The organism is Microbacterium sp. Cr-K32, from assembly GCF_000708345.1.
GTDB lineage: Bacteria > Actinomycetota > Actinomycetes > Actinomycetales > Microbacteriaceae > Microbacterium > Microbacterium maritypicum_A.
In genome coordinates, this window is record NZ_JARD01000027.1 from 49,041 (window position 1) to 70,219 (window position 21,179).

General features: G+C 70.3%; 15 protein-coding genes. 4 read left to right on the plus strand and 11 right to left on the minus strand.

The genetic code is table 11. The features are described from left to right. Nucleotides 1-17 precede the first annotated feature (17 nt). A complete protein-coding gene (locus GZ64_RS0113535) occupies nucleotides 18-1,571 on the plus strand; it encodes a dolichyl-phosphate-mannose--protein mannosyltransferase (protein ID WP_029259606.1) in 1,554 nt (517 codons plus the stop codon). A gap of 26 nt (nucleotides 1,572-1,597) precedes the next feature. On the opposite strand, the gene GZ64_RS0113540 is transcribed toward GZ64_RS0113535, so the two are convergent. The 9 genes from GZ64_RS0113540 to GZ64_RS0113580 all read right to left on the minus strand — a co-directional run bounded on the left by GZ64_RS0113540 (nucleotide 1,598) and on the right by GZ64_RS0113580 (nucleotide 10,451). After that, the gene (locus GZ64_RS0113540) at nucleotides 1,598-2,470 is read right to left on the minus strand and encodes a hypothetical protein (protein ID WP_029267073.1); all 873 of its coding nucleotides are present in this window, start codon (nucleotides 2,468-2,470) and stop codon (nucleotides 1,598-1,600) included. A 30-nt stretch (nucleotides 2,471-2,500) separates the two neighbouring features. Next, nucleotides 2,501-2,983, minus strand: coding sequence for an Lrp/AsnC family transcriptional regulator (locus GZ64_RS0113545; protein ID WP_029267075.1), 483 nt, complete (start codon nucleotides 2,981-2,983; stop codon nucleotides 2,501-2,503). Nucleotides 2,984-2,985: 2 nt separating this feature from the next. Beyond that, a complete protein-coding gene (locus GZ64_RS0113550; protein WP_021199915.1) occupies nucleotides 2,986-4,389 on the minus strand; it encodes an amino acid permease in 1,404 nt (467 codons plus the stop codon). Next, nucleotides 4,386-5,477: a histidinol-phosphate transaminase gene (hisC, locus tag GZ64_RS0113555; RefSeq protein ID WP_036331598.1), complete on the minus strand. Its 1,092-nt coding sequence runs from the start codon at nucleotides 5,475-5,477 to the stop codon at nucleotides 4,386-4,388. Before hisC ends, GZ64_RS0113550 begins: the two co-directional genes overlap by 4 nt. 167 nt (nucleotides 5,478-5,644) lie before the next feature. Beyond that, a complete protein-coding gene (locus tag GZ64_RS0113560; protein WP_029267077.1) occupies nucleotides 5,645-6,388 on the minus strand; it encodes a formylglycine-generating enzyme family protein in 744 nt (247 codons plus the stop codon). A 67-nt stretch (nucleotides 6,389-6,455) separates the two neighbouring features. Then, nucleotides 6,456-8,258 (minus strand): thioredoxin domain-containing protein, encoded by a 1,803-nt coding sequence (locus GZ64_RS0113565; RefSeq protein WP_029267079.1) that lies wholly within the window; start codon nucleotides 8,256-8,258, stop codon nucleotides 6,456-6,458. A 33-nt stretch (nucleotides 8,259-8,291) separates the two neighbouring features. Beyond that, nucleotides 8,292-8,861: an FMN reductase gene (gene msuE / locus GZ64_RS0113570; protein ID WP_029259601.1), complete on the minus strand. Its 570-nt coding sequence runs from the start codon at nucleotides 8,859-8,861 to the stop codon at nucleotides 8,292-8,294. A gap of 90 nt (nucleotides 8,862-8,951) precedes the next feature. Then, nucleotides 8,952-9,788: an aldo/keto reductase gene (locus GZ64_RS0113575; protein ID WP_029267081.1), complete on the minus strand. Its 837-nt coding sequence runs from the start codon at nucleotides 9,786-9,788 to the stop codon at nucleotides 8,952-8,954. Nucleotides 9,789-9,842: 54 nt separating this feature from the next. Then, nucleotides 9,843-10,451 carry a TetR/AcrR family transcriptional regulator gene (locus GZ64_RS0113580; RefSeq protein WP_231479901.1) on the minus strand — a complete coding sequence of 203 codons (609 nt, stop codon included), beginning with the start codon at nucleotides 10,449-10,451 and terminating at the stop codon, nucleotides 9,843-9,845. Between the two features lie 150 nt (nucleotides 10,452-10,601). Between GZ64_RS0113580 and GZ64_RS0113585 the strand changes: the two genes are divergently transcribed. Next, nucleotides 10,602-11,387, plus strand: coding sequence for an SDR family NAD(P)-dependent oxidoreductase (locus GZ64_RS0113585; RefSeq protein WP_029267090.1), 786 nt, complete (start codon nucleotides 10,602-10,604; stop codon nucleotides 11,385-11,387). Between the two features lie 57 nt (nucleotides 11,388-11,444). Here GZ64_RS0113585 and GZ64_RS0113590 read toward each other — a convergent pair whose 3' ends face one another. Continuing rightward, entirely contained in the window at nucleotides 11,445-14,702 is a 3,258-nt protein-coding gene (locus GZ64_RS0113590) for a LamG-like jellyroll fold domain-containing protein (RefSeq protein ID WP_231479902.1), read from the minus strand. A gap of 264 nt (nucleotides 14,703-14,966) precedes the next feature. Then, a complete protein-coding gene (locus GZ64_RS0113595) occupies nucleotides 14,967-16,169 on the minus strand; it encodes a heparan-alpha-glucosaminide N-acetyltransferase domain-containing protein (RefSeq protein ID WP_231479903.1) in 1,203 nt (400 codons plus the stop codon). 64 nt (nucleotides 16,170-16,233) lie between these two features. On the opposite strand from GZ64_RS0113595, the gene hrpA reads away from it, so the two are divergent. Further along, a complete protein-coding gene (gene hrpA, locus GZ64_RS0113600) occupies nucleotides 16,234-20,184 on the plus strand; it encodes an ATP-dependent RNA helicase HrpA (protein WP_029267096.1) in 3,951 nt (1,316 codons plus the stop codon). A 38-nt stretch (nucleotides 20,185-20,222) separates the two neighbouring features. Further along, nucleotides 20,223-21,167, plus strand: a complete 945-nt coding sequence (locus GZ64_RS0113605; protein ID WP_029267098.1) for a quinone oxidoreductase family protein — start codon at nucleotides 20,223-20,225, stop codon at nucleotides 21,165-21,167. Nucleotides 21,168-21,179: the final 12 nt, after the last annotated feature.

The following is a 21,179-nucleotide window of genomic DNA, read 5'->3' on the forward strand; positions in this document are numbered from 1 at the left end:
TTGTCTAGGCTGGAGCGGTGACCGCGCCCGTGCCCCTGCTTCCCGCTCCCGATGAGCGGTTGACGCGCTACGGGCGACTGCGTGACCGCCTGCTCAACGCCCCCGACTGGGGACGCGCGATCCGGTGGCTCGCACCCCTCGTCATCACCGCGATCGCCGCCCTCCTCCGGCTGATCAACGTCGCCCATCCGCATCAGCTCGCTTTCGACGAGACGTACTACGTCAAAGACGCCTGGTCGCTGTGGACGCTCGGCTACGAGGGCACCTGGGGCGAGAACGCCAACGACGCCTTCGTCACGCTGCAGCAGCTGCCGCTGTCCGAACAGGGCGCGTTCATCGTGCATCCGCCGCTCGGCAAGTGGCTCATCGCGCTCGGCATGGCGATCGGCGGGCCGGACAACAGCGCCGGCTGGCGACTCGCGACCGCGGTGCTCGGCAGCGCCTCGGTGCTCCTGGTCTACCTGATCGCGCGACGGCTCAGCGGTTCCGTGATCGTCGCGAGCGTGGCCGGGACGCTGCTCGCGATCGACGGTCTCAGCATCGTGATGAGTCGCATCGCCCTGCTCGACGGCATCCTGACCTTCTTCGTCCTGCTGGGTGTGCTCTTCGTGATCATCGACCGGCAGCGGACGATCCCGGTGCTCGAGAAGCGCGATCCCGACACCCCGGATCCGTTCTGGGGTCCGGTGCTCTGGCGTCGTCCGTGGCTGATCGCCGCGGGAGCCGCCCTCGGCGCGGCGTCGGCCGTGAAGTGGTCGGGGCTGTACGTGCTGGCGGGCTTCGGCCTGTACGTCGTCGTCACGGATGCGCTCGCCCGCCGTCGCGCGGGAGTGGTGCTGTGGCCGACCGCGGCCGCGTTCCGACAGGGGCCGGTCTCGTTCGTGCTGCTCGTCTTCCCCGCCCTCGCGGTGTACCTGATCAGCTGGACCGGCTGGCTGGTGACGGCAGGGGGCTATGACCGCCAGAGCGACCCGAACCCGCTGATCGCGCTGTGGAAGTACCACGAGTCGATGCTCGGCTTCCACGTCGGCCTCACTCGCGGCCACCCCTACGCGAGTCCCGCCTGGGAGTGGCCGTTCCTGCTGCGCCCCACGGCGGTCTGGGTCGACTCCGACCCCGCGGGCTGCGGGACGGACCACTGCATCGGCGTGATCTCGGCGATCCCGAATCCGCTCATCTGGTACGCGGGCGTGGCCGCAGCGATCTACCTGCTCTACCGCCTGGTGCGCGGCTGGATCACCCGGCAGCCCGTCGGCCCGGAACTGAGCATCCCCCTGGTCGGCCTCGCCGTCACCTACGTGCCGTGGCTGATGTTCCCCGACCGCACGATCTTCCAGTTCTACACCGTCGTGATGATGCCGTTCCTCGTGCTCGCGCTGGCGATGACGCTGCGGATCATCGCCGGGCGACGTGAGGATCCGCTGCACCGGCGGCAGTCCGGCGAGCGCACCGTGATGATCTTCCTCGCGTTCGTGGTGCTCGTGTCGGCGTTCTTCCTTCCCCTGTGGACGGGGATGAGCGTGCCGTACGAGTTCTGGCTGGTGCACAACTGGCTGCCCGGCTGGGTGTGAGCCCGCCCGACGCACCACGGCGTCCCTCAGACCGCGAGTGACCCCACGATCTCGTCGAGCGTGCGCCCGAACGCGAAGCGGTACCAGTCCAGGGCGTCTTCGCCGGAGAGCTGAGCGACGTGACCGTCCTCGCCGGTGAACGACCATCGCGAGGTGCCTGGGGGCCAGCACGCCATCGTCTCCGGCTGCGGAACCTCCGTCGACGCGGATGGCGGCAACGGAGGAAGGCCGTGCGCCTGCCGTCCACGCGCCCCCACAGCCGTCGCGAGCCAGAGCTCGGCGAAGGCGCGGGGACGCAGCGACGCGATCGGTGCGGGGGTCTCCGCCCGGTAGACGACCGTCATGGAGTCGGAACGCCCGACGACCCATCGCTCGCCCGCGGCGAAGAACCGACAGCGCACGTCGGAGTGCAGGTCGATCGTCGCGCCGAGCCGCGCGAGCGCGCCGACGGCCGCTGCCGAGAGCAGCTTCTCCGGAACCTCCCGCTCGCGGCGGCGCTGTTCCGTTTCGAGGCGCTCGGCCGCGAGCGGCGCGTACTCCTTGCTCAGGGCATCCCGATTCGCCGCAGCGCCCGCTGCCAGTCGCCCGTGCAGCCACTGCGGATCGAGCTGCAGGAAGTACCGGAAGACGACCGGGATCGGCGACGCCGACCCCCGCAGTCGGCGGTTCCTGACCAGCAGACGCACCCCGTGGTCCACCGACCACACCGCCGACACGGTGCCGTCGACGACGGCGACCCACGACCATCCGCGGTTCTCGATCTCGGGATGCGTCGCCTCGAGCAGATCCGCCAGGCGCGTGCCGTCCGGGAAGGACCGGCGGTGCGCATGGGAGGACATGTCGTCGCCCATCGCGACGCTGTCGCGGTCGAGATCCACGAGCACGGGAGCAGCGACCATGACGACGATGCTAGCGGGATCGTCGTGGCCCTAGAGCACCTCGTCCGTGGCCACGTGCTCGACCAGCGGGAGCACACGGCCCGAGAGATGCGTGCGCATCGCGATCGACGAGGCGGTGCGTGCGACGCCCGGCACCAGGGCCACCCGGTCGAGCACCTCCTGCAACCGCGTGGCATCGCGCGCCACCAGCCGCAACTGCATGTCGCTGGCCCCCGTGACGGTGTGCATGTCGACGATCTCGGGGACGGCATCCGCAAGAGCCGTCGCCACGTCGTCGTGCCCCACCTTCTGATCGATCTCGACCAGGCAGAACGCGACGACGCCGTAGCCGAAACCCGCCGGATCGATCCGCGGCACGATCGCCTCGATCACCCCGCCCTCGTGCAGGCGCGCGAGCCGGCTCGTCGCGGTGCCGCGCGCGATCCCGAGTCGCCGTGCGCACTCCAGGATCGGTAGCTGCGGCGACTCCGTGAGCAGGCGGATGAGCTGGGCGTCGAGGCGATCGATGCGCATCGCTACTCCCGTGGGACGCCGGGCCGGGCCACGCTCCTGGTCGCCCGGGCGACGAGGAGGAGGACGGCGGTGAGACCCAGCGTGAGCAGCAGCTGGATGCGCGCGGCCTCATCGATCATCGCGAGGGCGATCACCGCGGCGAGCAGCACCAGGCACAGCCACGACAGCCAGGGGAAGCCCCACATACGCATCGGCATCGCCTCGCCGGCACGATCCGCGCGACGGCGGAGGATGATCTGCGCCACCGCGGTGGCGGTCCAGATCACGAGCAGCGTCGAGCCGACCACGTTGAGCAGGGCGGGCAGCACCACGTCAGGGAAGGCCCAGTTGAGCCCGACCGTGACGAACCCGAACGCCACGGAGGCCAGCACGGCGACGAACGGCACGCCCTTGAGGCTCGTGCGGGTCGCGGCCAGCGGGGCGAGCCCGCGCTCCCCCAGCGAATACGCCATGCGCGAGGCGCCGTAGATGTTGGCGTTCATGGCCGACAGCAGCGCGATGATCACGATGAGGTCCATCACCAGACCGACGCCGGGCACGTTCAGCGTCTCGAGCACCGCCGAGAAGGGCCCCGCCTTCACGGCGGGGTCGTTCCAGGGCAGCACAGCCACGATCACGAAGATCGATCCGACGTAGAAGACGAGGATGCGCACGAGCACCTCCCGCACGATGCGGCGGATGTTGTGCGCGGGATCGTTCGACTCCGCGGCGGCGATCGCGACGACCTCGGTACCTCCGAACGCGAAGACGACGATCAGCAGGGCCCCGGCGATCCCGGCGATGCCGTTCGGTGCGAAGCCGCCGTTGTCGACCAGGTTCGCGATGCCGGTCGCCGGCACACCGGGGATCAGCCCGACGATCGCGCACACCCCCACCACGAGGAAGGCGATGATCGCCGCGACCTTGATCGCCGCGAACCAGAACTCGAAGCGGCCGTAGTTGCGCACCCCGAACAGATTCACCGCGGTGAGCGCGACGACGAAGATCAGCACCCACACCCAGGCCGGGATGCCCGGTGTCCAGTTGGCCACGATCGCACCGGCACCGGTCGCCTCCGCGGCGATCACCACGACCAGCTGGATCCAGTAGAGCCAGCCGACCGCGCTGCCGGCGCTGCGTCCCATCGCCTTCTGGGCATATGAGCTGAAAGCCCCCGAGCTGGGCCGGGCGGCGACCATCTCGGCCAGCATCGCCATCACGAGCACGACGATGCCGCCCGCGACCAGGTACGACACCAGCACGGCGGGCCCCGCGATGCTGATCGCCTGACCTGATCCGACGAACAGCCCGGCGCCGATCGCACCGCCCAGCCCCATCATCGAGATCTGGCGGCGGGTCAGGCCCGGGTGCAGACCCTTGGTGGTCGTGGTGGTCGGGGGGATCTCGGTCATGCGGTCATCGGTCATGCGCCGACCTCCACACGCTCAGCGGCACCGCGTTCCCGGGCGGCGCCTGCGAGCGCGGCCTCCACCCGGTCGATGTCCTCCACAGAGCCCGAGGAGATGCGGATGCCCTCCCCGGCGAAGGCGCGCGCGATCACGCCGCCCGCCTGCAGCAGGTGCTCGAGCTCCGCGGTGCGGTCGGCGGACGGCACCCACACGAAGTTCGCCTGGGACCGGACGGCGGGCCATCCGGCCGCCACGAGCACGGCATGGAGCCGGTCGCGCTGCACGACGACCTCGTCGATGCGCGTCGCGAGCTCGTCCTCGGCGTCCAGCGAGGCGAGCGCCGCGGTCTGCGCGAGGTCGGTCACGCCGAACGGCACGGCGACCTTGCGCTGGTTCTCGGCGACGGCGGCCGGGGCGATCGCATAGCCGATGCGCAGGCCCGCGAGCCCGTAGGCCTTGGAGAACGTGTGCAGCACCGCCACATGCGGGTGCCGCCGGAACAGCTCGATGCCGGCACCTCGACTCTCGGTGCGATCGAAGTGCACATAGGCCTCGTCGATCACCACGAGCACGTCGTGCGGCACCGCGGCGACGAAGCGCTCGAGCTCGTCGGCGCCGACCACGGTGCCCGTCGGGTTGTTCGGGTTGCACACGAAGATCAGGCGGGTGCGCGGGGTGATCGCCGCGAGCATCGCGTCGAGGTCGTGTCCGTGGTCTGCGTCGAGCGGCACCGGGACGGGCGTGGCACCCGCGATGCGAACCAGGGACGGGTACGCCTCGAACGACCGCCACGCGAAGACCACCTCGTCACCATCGCCGGCGACCGCGTGGATGAGCTGAGCGGCGATCTCGACCGACCCCGCACCGACCGTGACCTCCGACGGATCGACGCCGTAGCGGTCGGCCAGCCGTTCGCGCAGGGCGGCAGCGCTCATGTCCGGGTAGCGGTGGATGCCGTCGAGGCGGTCGCGCACGGCCGCGACGACCGAGGGCAGCGGCGGATGCGGGGACTCGTTCGAGGAGAGCTTCGAAGCACCGGCCGGGGCGGAGCGCCCCTGACGGTACGCGGGAACGGCGTCGAGTCCGGCGCGGGTGGGGAGGGGCATCGTCAGAGCGTCCTTGCTGTGATCCATGGGCGGCCCCCGAGCGGCACCGCCTGCTGTCGCGCAACAGTAGAACGGATCGCATCCACTGGGCAATCGGCGCACCGGAAGCTGCGCATCCCGCACAATCGACCGGCGCTCCCGGGGCGACGGTTAGTCAGATTGCACAGTCACGCTGTCGCGATCGCGGGCGCCGCAAGCCGGAGCCCGATGCCCACAGCGACGAGGTCCTCCTCGTACGCCCCGTGTCGGCGGGCGCAGCGGGCAAGATCCACGTCGTGGCGGAACGCTCCGCCGCGTGTGATGTGCGGGTCGGCCGCCCAGTCCTCGACGGCAGGGACGTCGTCGGGTGCCCCCGGATACGGCGCGTACAGGGTCGAGGTCCATTCGTCGACGTTGCCCGCCATGTCGAGCACCCCGAACGGACTGGCGCCGTCGGGAAACGAACCGACGGGTGTCGTGGTGCCGAGTCCCAGGTCGAACAGGTTCGCCCGGCCCGTGACGTACTCGTCACCCCACGGGAACTCGCGGGTGTCGTCGCCGCGCGCCGCCCGCTCCCACTCGTCTTCGGTCGGCAGCCGGGCGTCCACGCCGAGCTGCGAGCCGATCCAGGCGGCGTAGGCGGTGGCCTCGTCCCACGAGACCCCGACCACCGGATGCTCGTCGATGCCGGAGAGGGCACGGGCGCCGGTCGCCTCCGCGAACACCCTCCACTGCGCCACCGTCACCGGGGTGCGGGCGAGCCGGAACGCCGGGACGACGACCTGCGTGCGCGGCGTCTCCTTCTCGTACCAGGCTCGGGGAACGCCGGTGTGGGCATACCGGACGGTGAGGGCGTCGACCTGATCGAGCGGCGTTCCCCGCTGCAGTGCTCCCGCCGGGATGTCGACCCACTCGATCTGCTGCACGGCCATGCCCGCTCCTCCATCGAAACCGGTTCGTTCCCCGCGTAGGAGCCCTGGCGCGAGCGAGGGCCGAGCGTCAGCGCGCGATCGTCACCTCGGCGGGGTCGCTCACCGGCAGTCGGCACACGAACGCCCGGCAGTCGTAGGCGCGTTCCGTCGTCGCATCCTTGCCCTGGAACAGGGCGAATCCCGCATCCGCGAACGATCGTGCCTGCTCGGCGCTGACCACGGCGACCACCTCGGCGTCCGCACCCCTGCCCGCCACGGCCAGGGCGCTGTCACGTGCTTCGGTGACGACGACGAGCTGGCGAGGCGGAACGGCGAGTCCCGCGGCCACCCGCAGCAGCGTGCCGTGGGCGAACGGCTGCTCCCGAGAGCGCTCTGCGAGCGCGCGCACCGTCGAGACGGTCGCTTCGCGATATCGCTCCCCCGCCCCCAGCCACCAGGCCGTCAGGGCGGCACCGGCGACGGCCGCCGCGTCTGAGGGCAGGTCGCCATCGGTCTGATCGGGCGACGTCGCGATGCCCTGGGCCGACAGGAGCGGGTCGTCACCGGCCGCCCCCTTGAGAGCCTCGTCGAGGACGACGCGCGCCTCCACCGCCCACCCCGCGTCGCCCGTCGCCAGGGCGAGCGCGAACAGACCGTCGGCGAGCAGCCCGAGGTCGGCGGCGGTCGCGACCGCGGCGGATGCCCGCCCGTCGAGGGAAGCACGTACCAGGGCACCGTCGGCATCCCGGTTGATCCGCAGCACCTGTTCCGCAGCGGAAGTGGCCGCGTCGATCCAGCCCTGCTCCCCGAAGGCCGCCCCCGCCCGGGCGAGGGCGCCGATCGCGAGTCCGTTCCAACCGGTGATCACCTTCCCGTCGACCGCCGGCACCTCCAGACCCGCGCGGTCGGCGAGGGCGCGGAGGTAGTACCCGCCCTCGTTGCGCACGCCGTCGATCGTCGACTCCGAGTCCTGCGCCGCACCGAATCCCCCGCCGTCGCGCTGGAGCATGTCGATCAGGAAGGAGGCGATGCCCCGCACGGTCTGCTCGTCTCCCGCGTCGCGCGCGATCTCGAGCAGCTGCGCGTTGTCGGTCAGCATCCGCTCGTAGTGCGGCACGGTCCAGTCACGCTGTGTCGCATAACGGAAGAATCCTCCATCGGCGTCGCGCAGGTCCGAACCCGCCATCGCCGCGAGCGCGCGTGCCGCCGCGGCCGCCGCCTCGGGCGCGCCTTCTCGCACGAGCGGATGCTGCAGGAATCGCAGCGTCGTGGCGACGGGGAACTTGGGCGCACCTCCGAAGCCGCCGAACTGCCGATCCTCGCGCTGCGCGATGGACGCGGCCGCCGCGGCGATCGCCACCATGTCCGGCAGGTCGGATGGTGTGGATTCCGCCGCCCGGGCGAGCGCGTCGGTCACGGCACCCGCCGACTCCTCCGCCTGCGCACGACGCAGCGTCCACGCCTCCCGCACCGCCGCGAGTACGTCGCGGAATGCGGGCATCGGCGGCCGGGCTTCCGGTGGCCAGTAGGTGCCGGCATAGAAGGTGCGCCCACGCGGTGTGGCGAACACGGTGAGCGGCCAGCCGAGGTTCTGCGTGAAGGCGGAGGCCGCGGCCATGTAGGCGCCGTCCACCTGCGGGTGCTCCTCACGGTCGACTTTGACGGCCACGAACCCGTCGTTGATGAGCGCGGCGGTGGCCGGGTCGGCGAACGACTCCCGAGCCATCACATGGCACCAGTGGCAGGTCGAGTAGCCGATCGAGATCAGGAGCGGCACATCCCGCCGCCGCGCCTCGTCGAATGCCTCCTCGCCCCACGGGTACCAGTCGACGGGGTTGTCGGCGTGCGCGCGGAGATACGGGCTGAGAGTGTCGGCGAGCCGATTGGTCATGCCTTCACGCTACGCCGCGCGGAGGGGGTGCGGTCAGCCGACGAGCAGCTCGATCGGACGCGATGCCGCGTACCCCACCAGCGGAAGGGCGCGCTCGGCAGCCAACGCGATGCGGGCCTCGAGCACCTCGGAGGCGATCTCGTAGCCGTCGAAGTCGGTGTTGCTCGCGTAGACGCCGAGCGGAAGGGTGAGCGCCTGGAAGAACGCGAACAGCGGACGCAGCTGGTGCTCGATGATCAGCGCGTGCTTCTCGCCGCCGCCGGTCGCGGCGAGCAGCACCGGCTTGCCCACCAGGTCGTACTGGCCGACGAAATCGAACAGGTGCTTGAAGAGCCCCGTGAACGACGCCCGGTAGACGGGGCTGCCCACGATCAGCAGGTCGGCCGATTCGATCGCCTGCAGCTGCGCCTCGACCTCCGGCGGCAGCTGATCGCGCTGCAGCGCGCCGGCCAGTCCCGGACCGATCTGCGTCAGTTCGATGAGCTGCGACTCGACCTCGGCGCGCTCGGCGATGGCGGCGGTGATCGCGCGGACGAGGGCGGTCGTCTTGCTGGGCTCGTGCAGGGATCCCGACACGGCGACGACGCGGAACGGAGCTGTCATGCCTCGACGGTACTCACGACGGCGCCCCGTGTCGCGCGATGCGACACGGGGCGTCATGTGAGCCCGAGGCTCCGTCCCACGGGAGCGGGGTCAGTTGACCTCGTCCGGGTGCGAGCCGACGCGGCCGGAGCCGTCGAGCGGGTCGAGGGCGTCGATCGCCGCGATCTCGGCGTCGGTCAGTTCGAAGCCGAAGACGTCGAGGTTCTCACGCAGCCGCTCGGCGCGCACCGACTTCGGGAACACGATGATGCCCTTCTGCAGGTGCCAGCGGAGCACCGCCTGTGCCGGGGTGACGCCGTGCGCTGCGGCGGCATCTGCCACCGCCGGGATGCCGAAGAGGTCGTACTTGCCCTGGCCGAGAGGACCCCACGCCTCGATGCGGACGCCGTTCGCGTCGGCCCAGGCGACCTCTTCGCGGCGCTGGTACGCCGGGTGCAGCTCGATCTGGTTCACGGCCGGGACGACGCCGGTCTCCTTGACCGTGCGCTCCAGGTGCGGGACCAGGAAGTTCGAGACGCCGATGCTGCGGGTGAGACCCGCCTCGCGGAGCTCGATGAGCTTCGCGAACGCGTGCACATAGTCGTCCTTGGCCGGGGTCGGCCAGTGCACGAGGTAGAGGTCGACCTCGTCGAGTCCGAGCTTCTCGAGGCTCTCGCCGATGGCGGCGCGCGGTTCGTCGTCGTGGTGACGGTCGTTCCAGAGCTTCGTCGTGACGAACAGCTCGTCGCGCGGGATGCCGGAGGCGGCGATGGCGGCGCCGACGCCCTCTTCGTTGCCGTAGATGGCGGCGGTGTCGATGTGGCGGTAGCCGATCTCGAGCGCCTCGCTCACCGCCCGCTCGGTCTCTGCCGGCGGCACCTTGAAGACGCCGTAGCCGAGCTGCGGGATGGAGTTGCCGTCGTTCAGTTCGAGTGCAGGAATCGTCATGCCTCCAGCCTATGACCTGTGATGACAGGTCGGACCGGCCGGTGACGAAAGAAGTCAGTCGAGCCCGTCGAGCCCCTGCGACATGGCCTGGAAGGCCTCGACAGCGCGCTCCGCGGGACGAGCACCGTCGGGATCCGCCGCCCACTGCTCGAGACCGACGCGGATGGAGGCCGTCGCGACAGCGGCGAGCAGAGCCGCATCCCACACCGCGATCCCCCGCTCCCGGAGGATCGCTCGCAGTCGACGCTCGGAGTCGTCGTTGACGCGCAGCCAGACATCGCGCATCGCCGTGTCGTCGTCGAGGCCCCGGAGCACGCCGAGCATCGTGTCGAGTTCGAGCCCCTCGGATGACCGCTCCCCTGACCCGTCCTCGGCGAGCTGGGCGTGGATCACGGCGGGGATCCGCTCCCGCAGCGAAAGCTCCCCCACCTGCGCGAATGCCTCCTGCCAGCGCTGGGCGCCGACGCTGAGGATGGGCGTGATCGCGTCTTCCTTCCGGGCGAAGTACCGGTAGAACGTACGCACCGAGACACCCGCGCGCGCCGCGATCTGCTCGGCGGTGACCCCCGCCACGCTCTGCTCGGCGAACAGCGCGGCGGCGGCGTCCGCGATGTCCCGCTCGGTCGCGGCCCGGCGGCGTTCGGTGAGGGTCGAGGTCTCCACCGTCACAGCGTACGGGAATAGGCGAACGCCGCGGCAGGTTGGGTCTATGTGGCACGTTCTGCCATACAGGCATAGTCTGCCTACAACGGAACGTCGCCTCGCGACACCATCACCGCATCCACCACGACATTCACCACGAAAGGGAAGATCATGAACCGCTACGAAGGACGTCGGGCGCTCGTCACCGGCGGAGGGTCGGGCATCGGTCAGGCCACCGTGCTGCGCATGCTCCGCGAAGGCGGCAGCGTCGTCGCCGCCGACGTCAGCACCGCGGGTCTCGAAGACACGGTCGCCCAGGCCGGCGCACTCGCCGAACGCCTCACGACCGTCACGATGAACATCGCCGACGAAACCTCCGTGGCTGCCGGCGTCGCCGAGGCCGTCGCTGCTCTGGGCGGACTCGACGTGCTCGTGAACGCCGCCGGAATCCTGCGCTCCTCGCACACCCACGAGACGACGCTCGACCAGTTCGAGCAGGTCATCCGGATCAACCTGGTCGGCACGTTCCTCGTGATCCGCGCGGCGATCCCCGCACTGCTCGACGGCTCGTCGTCCGCCGTGGTGAACTTCAGCTCGACCTCAGCCGGCTTCGCGCACCCCTACATGGCTGCCTACGCGGCCAGCAAGGGCGGCGTGCAGTCGATGACCCACGCGCTCGCCGCCGAATACGCGAAGAGCGGGATCCGCTTCACCGCGGTGCAGCCCGGGTCGATCTCGTCCGGCATGACCGACGGATCCGGCCAGAGCAACCAGAGCAACGGTCCGGGCCTGCCCGCCGACGCCGACATGAGCCTGTTCATGAAGCTCGCGCCCGCGATCGGTCAGGGTTTCGCCGGACCGGAGTCGGTCGCCGGCGTCGTGGCGATGCTCGCGAGCGAGGACGGTGCCTTCATCACGGGCACCGAGGTGCGCATCGACGGCGGCACGCACTTCTGAGAGACACCGGTGGGGGCACCCGATCCGGTGCCCCCACCCGCGTACTCGTTCCTGAGCTCACTCGCCCGAGCGGATGGCCTTGACCTCGTGCACCCGCACGATGTTCGTGCCGGTCGCGCTGCCGGCCCGATACGAGAACACCGACGGCGATCCCTCGCCCTGGAGCGTCGACGTCGTATCCGTCGCGGACACCTGCCACGCCGCCGGCTCGGGCTGGCCGTCGGCCCACACCTTGGCGCGGATGGTCGTCGACGGTGAACCCGACGTCTCCGTCGACAGGTGGAACATCGTCCCGGCACTCCAGGTCAGACCGGGGACCGCCGCGCTGGCGATCGCCGTCCCGTTGCGCTGGATCACCACCCAGACCGCCCCATCGGCGCGATGCCAGGCCAGGGCTCGGAACCCGCTGTCGCCGGCGCGACGAGAACCCGCACCGACGTACGCCGTGCCGGACTCCGGACCGGCCGAGAGCGTGTAGGACATCGTCGTGGCGGAATCCCGCACCGATGCATCGTCCAGCAGCATCTCGCGCGTCTGCCCTGCGGCGAGGTCGATCACCCCGGCACCCTCTGCCACGGAGAGCGCGGTCGACTTGCCCTGCATCGGCGTCCACAGACCACCGACATCAGCGGTGCCCCAGCCGGAATCGACCGCACGATCGAACCCGTCCGATGCCACGACGACATCGGCGACGACGGGGGCCGTGACCACGACCTGCTTCTCGCTCGATGCCGACAGTCCACGACTGTCCGTCACCGTCACGCGCACCGTGTAGGTCCCCGCTGCCGCGTATTCGTGCGTCGCGGTCGCGCCCGTGGCCGTCGAACCGTCGCCGAAGTCCCAGGCGTAAGCACTGATCGATGCTCCGCCGTCCGCGGACGAGCCCGACGCGTCGACCGCCACGCTCAGATCGGTCGACTGCGCCGTGAATGCCGCCGTCGGAGCCTTCATGCCCTTCCCCAGCTGGAAGTGCGACCGCACCTGATCCGCGTTCAACGCGAACGGGTACACCGCGGCCTCGTCCAGCGCACCCTTGAAGTAGTTCGACGAGGGAGCCGACGGCCAGCCCGCGAGGGCATCGCCGCCGATGCGGAGGTAGGCGGAGTCGGTCCTGGACGTCGTCACCGCGGGATCCGAGGCGACGAGCTCACCGTCGACGTAGAGCTTCATCCCCTCCGCGTTCTGCGAGACGACCGCGTGATGCCACGTTCCGTCGTTCAGCGCCTTGTCCCCTGCCACCGTGGCGCGCGTCTGACCGGCGAAGACGCCGAAGGTCAGAGTGCCGCTGTTCGTCATGTAGAGCTGTCGGTCGACGGTCGCGGAGCTTCCCGTCTTGGCGGCTCCGGAGCCGATGAGCATGCCGCCGGTCTTCGTGGTCGTCTGGAACCAGATCTCCGAGGAGAAATCCTTCGACACCGCCGCCTTGGCGTCGGACGAGACCCGGCCGGTCGTGGTGCCGTTGAAGGCGGTCGATCCCGTGCCGCTGTTCTCGATGCCGGCCGACGAGACCGTGGCGCCCGACCCGTTCACCGGGGTGTTCGCGCCCGCCCAATCCTTCGAGATGTTTCCCATCGGGTAGTACAGCGAGGGACCGTCCGCGAGGACCTTGGCCGTGTATGCCGAGACGGTCCCCGCGTTCGCCTTCGCGTTCACGCTCGCACTGGTCGCGGTGTTCCCGGCGGCGTCCTTCGCGACCACGGTGTAGCTCTGCGTCGCGCCCGGCGTCGCCGTCGGGTCATCGAGCGTGACCGTCGCGCGCTTCCACCAGGTGCCGTCCGCAGTCGTGCTCGCCACAGGTTCAGCGGTTCCGGCTCGGTACAGCTCGTAGGTGAGGGTCAGGTCATCCCGATCCCAGTTCGTCTGGATCGTCACGCGAGCGCGCCCGGGGACGGGCGATGTGCCCGCCGTGGGCTTCCAGTCCGCAGCGGCGACACGGGGACCGTCCTTGGCGCCGCCAGGCGGGTTCGTGGAGAACCGGACCAGTCCCTCGAACTGACCGCCGTTGACGGATCGGAACTCGCCGCCGATCGAGATCATGTCGCCCGCGCCCGTGATGGACAGGCCCGCCTGGCCGAGTCCGGTGGTGGTGCCCACCGACCAGTCCGGTGCCCACTGGTAGGGCGACGGCGCAGGGGTTCCCGCCCAGTTGGCGTACCCCGAGTAGGTGTTCGCGGAGAGGGTGCCGCGCGCATCGGCCGTGTACGCCTCGGCGTACTGGTAGACCGCCGGGTTCTTCTGCGGCTGCAGGCCCATCGTGTTGCAGGAGTGCATGTGGCTCGTCGTGTAGACAACTTTGCCGGTCGAGTACACGCCGTAGTGATCGCCGTGGCAATCCGCGATCCAGCGCACCGCTCCGGTTCCCGCCTCTGCGGCGAACGTGCCCTCGAGGTTGCCCCCGCCGGCCCAGCTCCACCCGGTGCCGTAGACCGAGTTCGCGTCGGTGGCGAGGGCGAAGATACCGGAGTTGCTGCTGCTCCCGCTGTTCTTCACGACCTGGGAGATGCCCCAGGAGGTGTCCGCTGCACCGGTGGATTTGTCCACAGCGGCCGAGCCACGGAGACTGCTGCCGTTGACCGTCGAGAAGCGCCCTCCGACGATGACGTTCGTGCCGGCCGGATCCATCACCAGGGCATCGACCTGGCGGTCGGCCTGGGGAGCCCAGCTCAGCAGCGCACCGTTCTTCTGGTCGAAGGCGGCGAGGTTCTTCCGGGCGACGCCGTTGGCCTGAGTGAACAGACCCCCGAGGTAGATGTTCGATCCGTCGGTGGTGATCGCGTACACGCCACTGCCACCGATCGACGGCGCGAACTGCGGGACCAGCTCGCCGGTCTTCGCATCGAGCGCCGCGAAGTTCCACCGGTCCTTGCCGTTCACACTGTTGAAGGATCCGCCGATGTAGATGCGCGTGCCGTCGGGCGATGCCGCGACGGCCTTGATCACGCCGTTGACCTTCGGGGCGAACGACGACAGCGCGCCGGAGACGATGTCGTACGCCAGCACATTCGAGCGTGCGGTGAGGGCCGTGCCGGGCGCGGCCTTCGGCTCACGCGCGTTGTCGAACTTGCCGACCGCGTACACGGTGGTGCCGATCGTGGTCTGCGCCCACACGTATCCGTTGTCGATCTGGACGGTCGGAATCGGATCCGACGTCACCACGTTCTCATCGCGCTGCAGCTGCGGAGGCGTCGTCGGCGGCACGTCGGCTGCAGCAGCCGCCGTCGCTCCCACACCGGACAGACCCGCGATCAGCAGGCCGGCCGTCAGCATTGATGCGACGGCACCGCGTGCCCGTCGCCCGAAACTCGTGTTCCCCACCGTGACTCCCCAGTCGATGCCGTTCCGAACGCGCAGGCGTCATCCCCCGCGCACTCGACGACATCGAGACGGCGAATGGATCGCCGCAACGCGGTGGTGTGAACTCCCCAGTTCGAAACTCCCCAGTCCGACCCGAGATCGGGGTCGGTCGCGAACGCCAGAAAAGCGTCGCCGTTCCACGCTAGCACATCGTCTTCTCGGCCCTCGTCGTGGTCGGCGAGGTGGTCGGCCCTATGGTCGGCGACGTGGTCGGCATCGACAGAGTCAGCTCCGGGGCACCGACGCCATCGCCGTCGCTCCCCGACCGACCAGGCGTTCGAGCGGTCCGCGGCCGAAGAACATCGACCAGAGCGTGGTCAGCAGGAGCAGACCGATCGCAGTCGCGGCCCAGAACGTGTTGCTGGTGAAGAACGACCCCGGTCCACCGACCAGCATGATCGAGAGCACATGCGCACTGTATGCCGAGAGCGGCATGGAACCGAGCGCACCCAGCGGGAGCAGCGCCCAGCGCAGAGGTGTGCTCAGCAGCAGGCACAGGGCGATGACGACGAGGGCGAACCCGCCGGACCCGAGGATCTCGGCCGTACCTCCACTGTGCGGGTCGACGGCGAAGACCGCCGTGAGCACGGCACGGAGCGGGTCGGTCTCGGCGAGCGCCTGCGCGTAGGCCTTCCACCCGGTGGGAGCCGTGCCCATGTCGACGAAGCCGGGGTCGACGATCGAGCTGCCCGACGAGACCTCCGTCCCCGATGAGCCGTTCCCGACGTCGCCGGCGAGACCGGCGGCGTGGCCGACCCCGCCCAGACCGTACCCGACCACCACGAGCGCGAATCCGACGCCGAGCGCGACCGCCGCGGTGCGCATCCGCTCGACGCGCAGGCGTCCGAGGGCCATGCCGGCCAGCACCAGTGACATCCAGACCGTGATGGGGTACGTGCCGTACAGCACGAACCCGATGCCGGAACCGTAGGGGTTCAGCATCACCGCGTTCAGGAACGCGAGCAGCGCCGGACCGAGGAGTGCGAGCACCGCCGCCCCCGTCAGCAACTGCCAGGGCCTCCAGCGCAGGAACGGGATGACCGCGACGTAGAGCAGACCGTAGAGCGTGAGGATCACTGCGATCGGGGTGTTCAACATCTCGAGGGCCAGGCCGATCACGAAGATCACCGCGCCCCGGCCGATGAGGTTCAGGCGGATGCCGGGGATGCGCTCACGTTCGGGCAGCTCGCTGCGTCCCGTCATGAGGGCGATCGAGATGCCCGCGAGCACCGCGAACAGGATCGACGAGCGTCCATGCACCAGGTCGGTCCACGTCGACGGGTCGAACCAGTCGAACGGCTCGGTCTCGCCGATGTGCGCTCCGGCCATGCCGAGGATCGCCAGTCCTCGGGCGACGTCGAGCCCGAGGATGCGCGGAGGTCGTCCGAACTCGTGGAACCACCGGACGGGGGCGAGAGCAGTGATCACCCCCCTGATCGTAGAGGCCGGCATCGGTGCGTGGATGACCGATCCCGGCATACGATGGAGGGCTATGTCTTCCCCCGTGATCTCCTATCCCCCGGAGCTGCCGGTCAGCGCCGCCAGGGCTGAGATCGCCGACGCCATCCGCGACCACCAGGTCGTGATCGTCGCCGGTGCGACCGGATCGGGAAAGACCACCCAGCTGCCGAAGATCGCCCTGGAACTCGGTCGGGAGCGCATCGCCCACACGCAACCGCGACGCCTCGCCGCCCGCACGATCGCCGAGCGCGTCGCCGAAGAGCTCCACGTCGAGCTGGGCACGCTCGTCGGATACAAGGTGCGGTTCACCGACAAGGTGTCGGACGCCACGCGCATCGCCTTGATGACCGACGGCATCCTGCTCAACGAGATCCACCGCGACCGGTTGCTCACCCGCTACGACACGATCATCATCGACGAGGCGCACGAGCGCTCCCTCAATGTCGACTTCCTGCTCGGCTACCTCGCCCGCATCCTCCCGGAGCGCCCCGACCTGAAGGTGATCATCACCTCGGCGACGATCGATCCGGAGAGCTTCGCGAAGCACTTCGCCGCGCCGGATGGCACCCCGGCGCCGATCATCGAGGTCTCCGGACGCACCTATCCGGTGGAGATCCGCTACCGCGGGCCGGTCGAGGATACGGACGAGCAGGACGCGCCGTCCGAGCCGGAGGACGAGGTCTCGGCGATCGTCACGGCCCTGCGCGAGCTCGACCGCGAAGCACCGGGCGATGTGCTCGTCTTCCTCCCCGGCGAGGCCGAGATCCGCGACGCCGCCGATGCCGTGCGCGGCGCCTACGCGAACGACCGCGCCCCCACCGAGGTGCTGCCCCTGTTCGGACGCCTCTCCGCCGCCGACCAGCATCGGGTGTTCGAGCGCAGCCGGGTGGCCGGTGTGCGCCGCCGGGTGATCCTCGCCACGAACGTCGCCGAGACCAGCCTCACGGTTCCCGGCATCAAGTACGTCATCGACACCGGCACCGCCCGCATCTCCCGGTACAGCAACCGCTCCAAGGTGCAGCGCCTGCCCATCGAGGCCGTCTCCCAGGCGTCGGCGAATCAGCGTTCCGGCCGTGCGGGCCGCACCAGCGACGGCATCGCGATCCGCCTCTACTCGGAGGAGGACTACGACAAGCGCCCGGAGTACACCGAGCCCGAGATCCTGCGCACCTCGCTGGCCTCGGTCATCCTGCAGATGCTGTCGCTCGGATTCGGCGACATCACGGCGTTCCCCTTCCTCACCCCGCCCGACTCCCGGGGTGTGAAGGCCGCGTTCGACCTGCTCACCGAGCTCGGCGCGGTCGAGCCGTCCCGCCGCGACGGCGCTCCGCACCTCACCCGCACGGGTCGCGACATCTCGCGCATGCCGATCGATCCCCGGTTCGCACGCATGTTGATCGAGGCCGGGAAGGCGGACTCCGGCGGCACCGTGACGCGTGACGTGCTCGCGATCGTCTCCGGCATGACGATCCAGGACGTGCGGGAGCGACCGGAGGAGCGCCGGGACGAGGCCGACCGCCTGCACGCGCGTTTCGTCGACCCGACCAGCGACTTCCTCACCCTGCTGAACCTCTGGAACCACCTGCGTGAGCAGCAGCGCGAGCTCGGCTCGAGCGCGTTCCGCCGGCTGTGCCGTTCCGAGCACCTCAACTACGTGCGGGTGCGCGAGTGGTTCGACGTGCATCGCCAGCTGCGCACGCTCGTGAAGACGCCCGACCGCGCCCGTGACGACCGGAGAGCGGGCGACGACGGCGGGACGAGCGATCCTGATGCCATCCACCGCGCACTGCTGTCGGGCCTGCTCTCGCAGATCGGCATCCTCGACGAGCGCACCGCCCCCGCAGGCAAGGCGCACTCCCCTGCGAAGGAACCGAAAGGCCGTCGCATCGCCGAGTACCGCGGGGCGCGCGGCATCCGCTTCTCGATCTTCCCCGGCTCCGGTCTGCGCAAGAAGAGTCCGCGGGCGGTGATCGCCGCCGAGATCGTCGAGACCTCCCGCACGTTCGCCCGCACGGTCGCCGCGATCAACCCCGCCTGGGCCGAGCCCCTCGCCGGCGACCTCGCCAAGCGTCAGGTCACCGAGCCGCACTGGTCGAAGGATGCCGGTGCTGCGGTCGCCTTCGAGAAGGTGACCCTGTTCGGCCTCGAGATCATCCCGCGTCGGCGCGTGCAGTTCGCCCGCATCGACCGCGCTGCCTCACGCGAGCTGTTCGTGCGGCACGCTCTCGTCGAGGGCGAGTGGGATCCGACACGGCTCGACAAGCGGGTGAGCGCGTTCTGGCGCAGCAACGCCGAACTGCGCAAGCGCCTCGAGAAGCTCGAGGAGCGCGAGCGTCGCCGCGACATCCTCGCCGGCGACGAAGCCGTGTTCCGCTTCTACGACGAGCGCATCCCCGCCGAGGTGTTCGACGTGCGGTCGTTCGAGAGCTGGTGGCGAGAGGCCATGGCGACGACGCCGAAGCTGCTCGTGATGCGCGAGAGCGACCTGATCGACGACGAGGAGCGTGCGGATCAGCGCGAGTTCCCGACCCGGTGGACCCAGGGCGACCAGGTGCTCGGCCTCGCGTATCGGTTCGAGCCGGGCGCCGACGACGACGGCGTGAGCGTGGTCGTGCCGCTACCGCTCCTCGCGCAGATCGAGGACCGCGGCTTCGACTGGCAGGTTCCCGGCCTGCGTGCCGAACTGGTGACGGGCCTGCTGCGCGCCCTCCCCAAGGCGATCCGTCGCCACGTGGTCCCCGCCGCAGACTGGGCCGAGAAGTTCGGTGCCGAGCTCGTCGAGGAGGGGCCGGAGTCGCACGGCGGCCTGCCTCCGCGCACGCTCAAGGAGGCGCTCGCCCGCCGCATCCAGCCGCTCGCGAACCAGCTGGTCTCCGCCGCCGACTTCGACGACGAGCGCGTGCCCCCGCACCTGCGCATGAACTTCCGCGCCGTGGACGAACGCGGCAGGATCGTCGGCTCCGGACGCGACCTGCGGGCGCTGCAGACCCAGCTCTCGGACCGCGCCCGCAGCAGCGTCGCCCGCTCGATCGCAGCTCCTCCCCGCTCCGGGGGGACGGGAGCGAGACGCGGCACCGAACGCGGGGGGATCGAACGCATCGCGTCCGCGCCCCTCGAGCAGACCGGCCTCACGGCGTGGACGTTCGGAGAACTGCCCGAGGTGCTCGACACCCGCGTCGCCGGCGGGGTCGTGCGCGGGTACCCGGCCATCGTCGACCAGGGCAAGAGCGTGTCGGTGCGCGTCGAATCGACCCCGGATGCCGCGGCGGCCGCCACCCGCGACGGCGTGCTGCGTCTCGTGCTGCTGGGTGTGCCCTCGCCCTCCTCGTACGTGCAGGAGCACCTGACCAGCCAGGAGAAGCTCGCACTCGCCGCCTCGCCCTATCCGTCGGCCGCCGCCCTCATCGAGGACGCGCGTGCGGCGGTCGCCCGCACAGTCATCGAAGGCATCGTGCCCGACGGGATCGTGCGCGACGAAGCGGGCTTCGCCCGGGTGCGCGATGCGGTCTCCGCCGTCCTCGTCGACGAGCTGTTCGCCTGCGTCTCCCTGGTCGCACGCATCCTCACGAAGTCACGCGACGTGGAGCGCGGCATCAAGTCGCAGAACTCCCTCGCCCTGCTCGGACCGCTCAACGACATCCGCACCCAGCTGAGCGGACTGCTGCATCCGGGGTTCGTCTCCACCGCCGGTGTCGACCGCCTCACGCACTTCCCCCGGTACCTGGAGGGGATGCTCGACCGGTTGAAGACCCTGTCCAGCGAGCCCGGCAAGGACCGCGCGCGCATGACCGAGTACGAGCGGATGGCGAAGGCCTTCGAAGACGCCGGTGGCACGATCCCGCTCTCGGCCGACGCGTCGCCCGCGCTCGTCGAGGTGCGCTGGCTGCTGGAGGAGTACCGCGTGAGCGTGTTCGCGCAGCGTCTGGGCACCGCACAGCCGGTGTCGCCGCAGCGCATCATGAAGGTGCTGTCCGGGCGCTGATCCGCGACTGCCCGTGTCGGCGCGGGTAGCCTGAATGCATGGCTCGCGCGATCGTGTACACCGAAATCGGCTCCCCCGCTGTCCTGCATCTGATCGAGATCCCCGACCCCGTGGCGGGCCGCGGCGAGGTCGTCGTCCGCATCGAGGCGGCGGGGGCGAACCCGATCGATGCGAAGCTGCGCGGCGGCAAGCGCCCGTCGCCGCCGATCACCGAACCTCGTCCGGTCGGCTTCGACGGTGCCGGTGTCGTCGAAGCGCTCGGCGAAGGCGTCGACGACTTCGCGGTCGGCGACCGGGTGGCGATCCGCGATGGGCACGGCACCTACGCTTCGGCGCTCGCCGTCCCGACCGAGAACCTCGCGAAGCTCCCCGACTCCGTGACCACCGCAGAGGGCGCGGGCATCGGCATCCCCGCCGGAACCGCCTACCAGGCGCTGCGCTCGCTCGGGGTGACCGAGGGCGACGTGCTGCTCGTGCACGGAGGCTCCGGGGCCGTCGGACAGGCAGCCGTGCAGTTCGCCGTCGCCTGGGGCGCGACCGTGATCGCGACCGGAAGCCCCGCCCGTCACGACCAGCTGCGCGAGCTCGGCGCCATCCCGGTGGCCTACGGCGACGGCCTGCTCGACCGGGTCCGCGAGGCGGCTCCGTCCGCCGTCACGGTGGTGCTCGATTGCGCGGGCACCGACGAGGCGATCGAGACCTCGCTCGCGCTGGTGTCCGACCGCAACCGCATCGCCACGATCGTGCGGGGTCCGGATGCTGCGTCCTTCGGCATCCGCGCCTTCTCCGGTGGATCGCCGGTGCCGCTGACCGACCAGGAACTCGCCTGGCGCGCCGAGGCGCTGTCCGAGACGATCGCACTCCTGGACACCGGCGACTTCACGATCGAGCTCGGACCGCAGCTGCCGCTCGCCGAAGCGGCGCAGGCCCATGAGCTCATGGAATCCGGCGCCGCCTCGGGCAAGATCATCCTGCTGCCATAGCGCAGGGCTCCG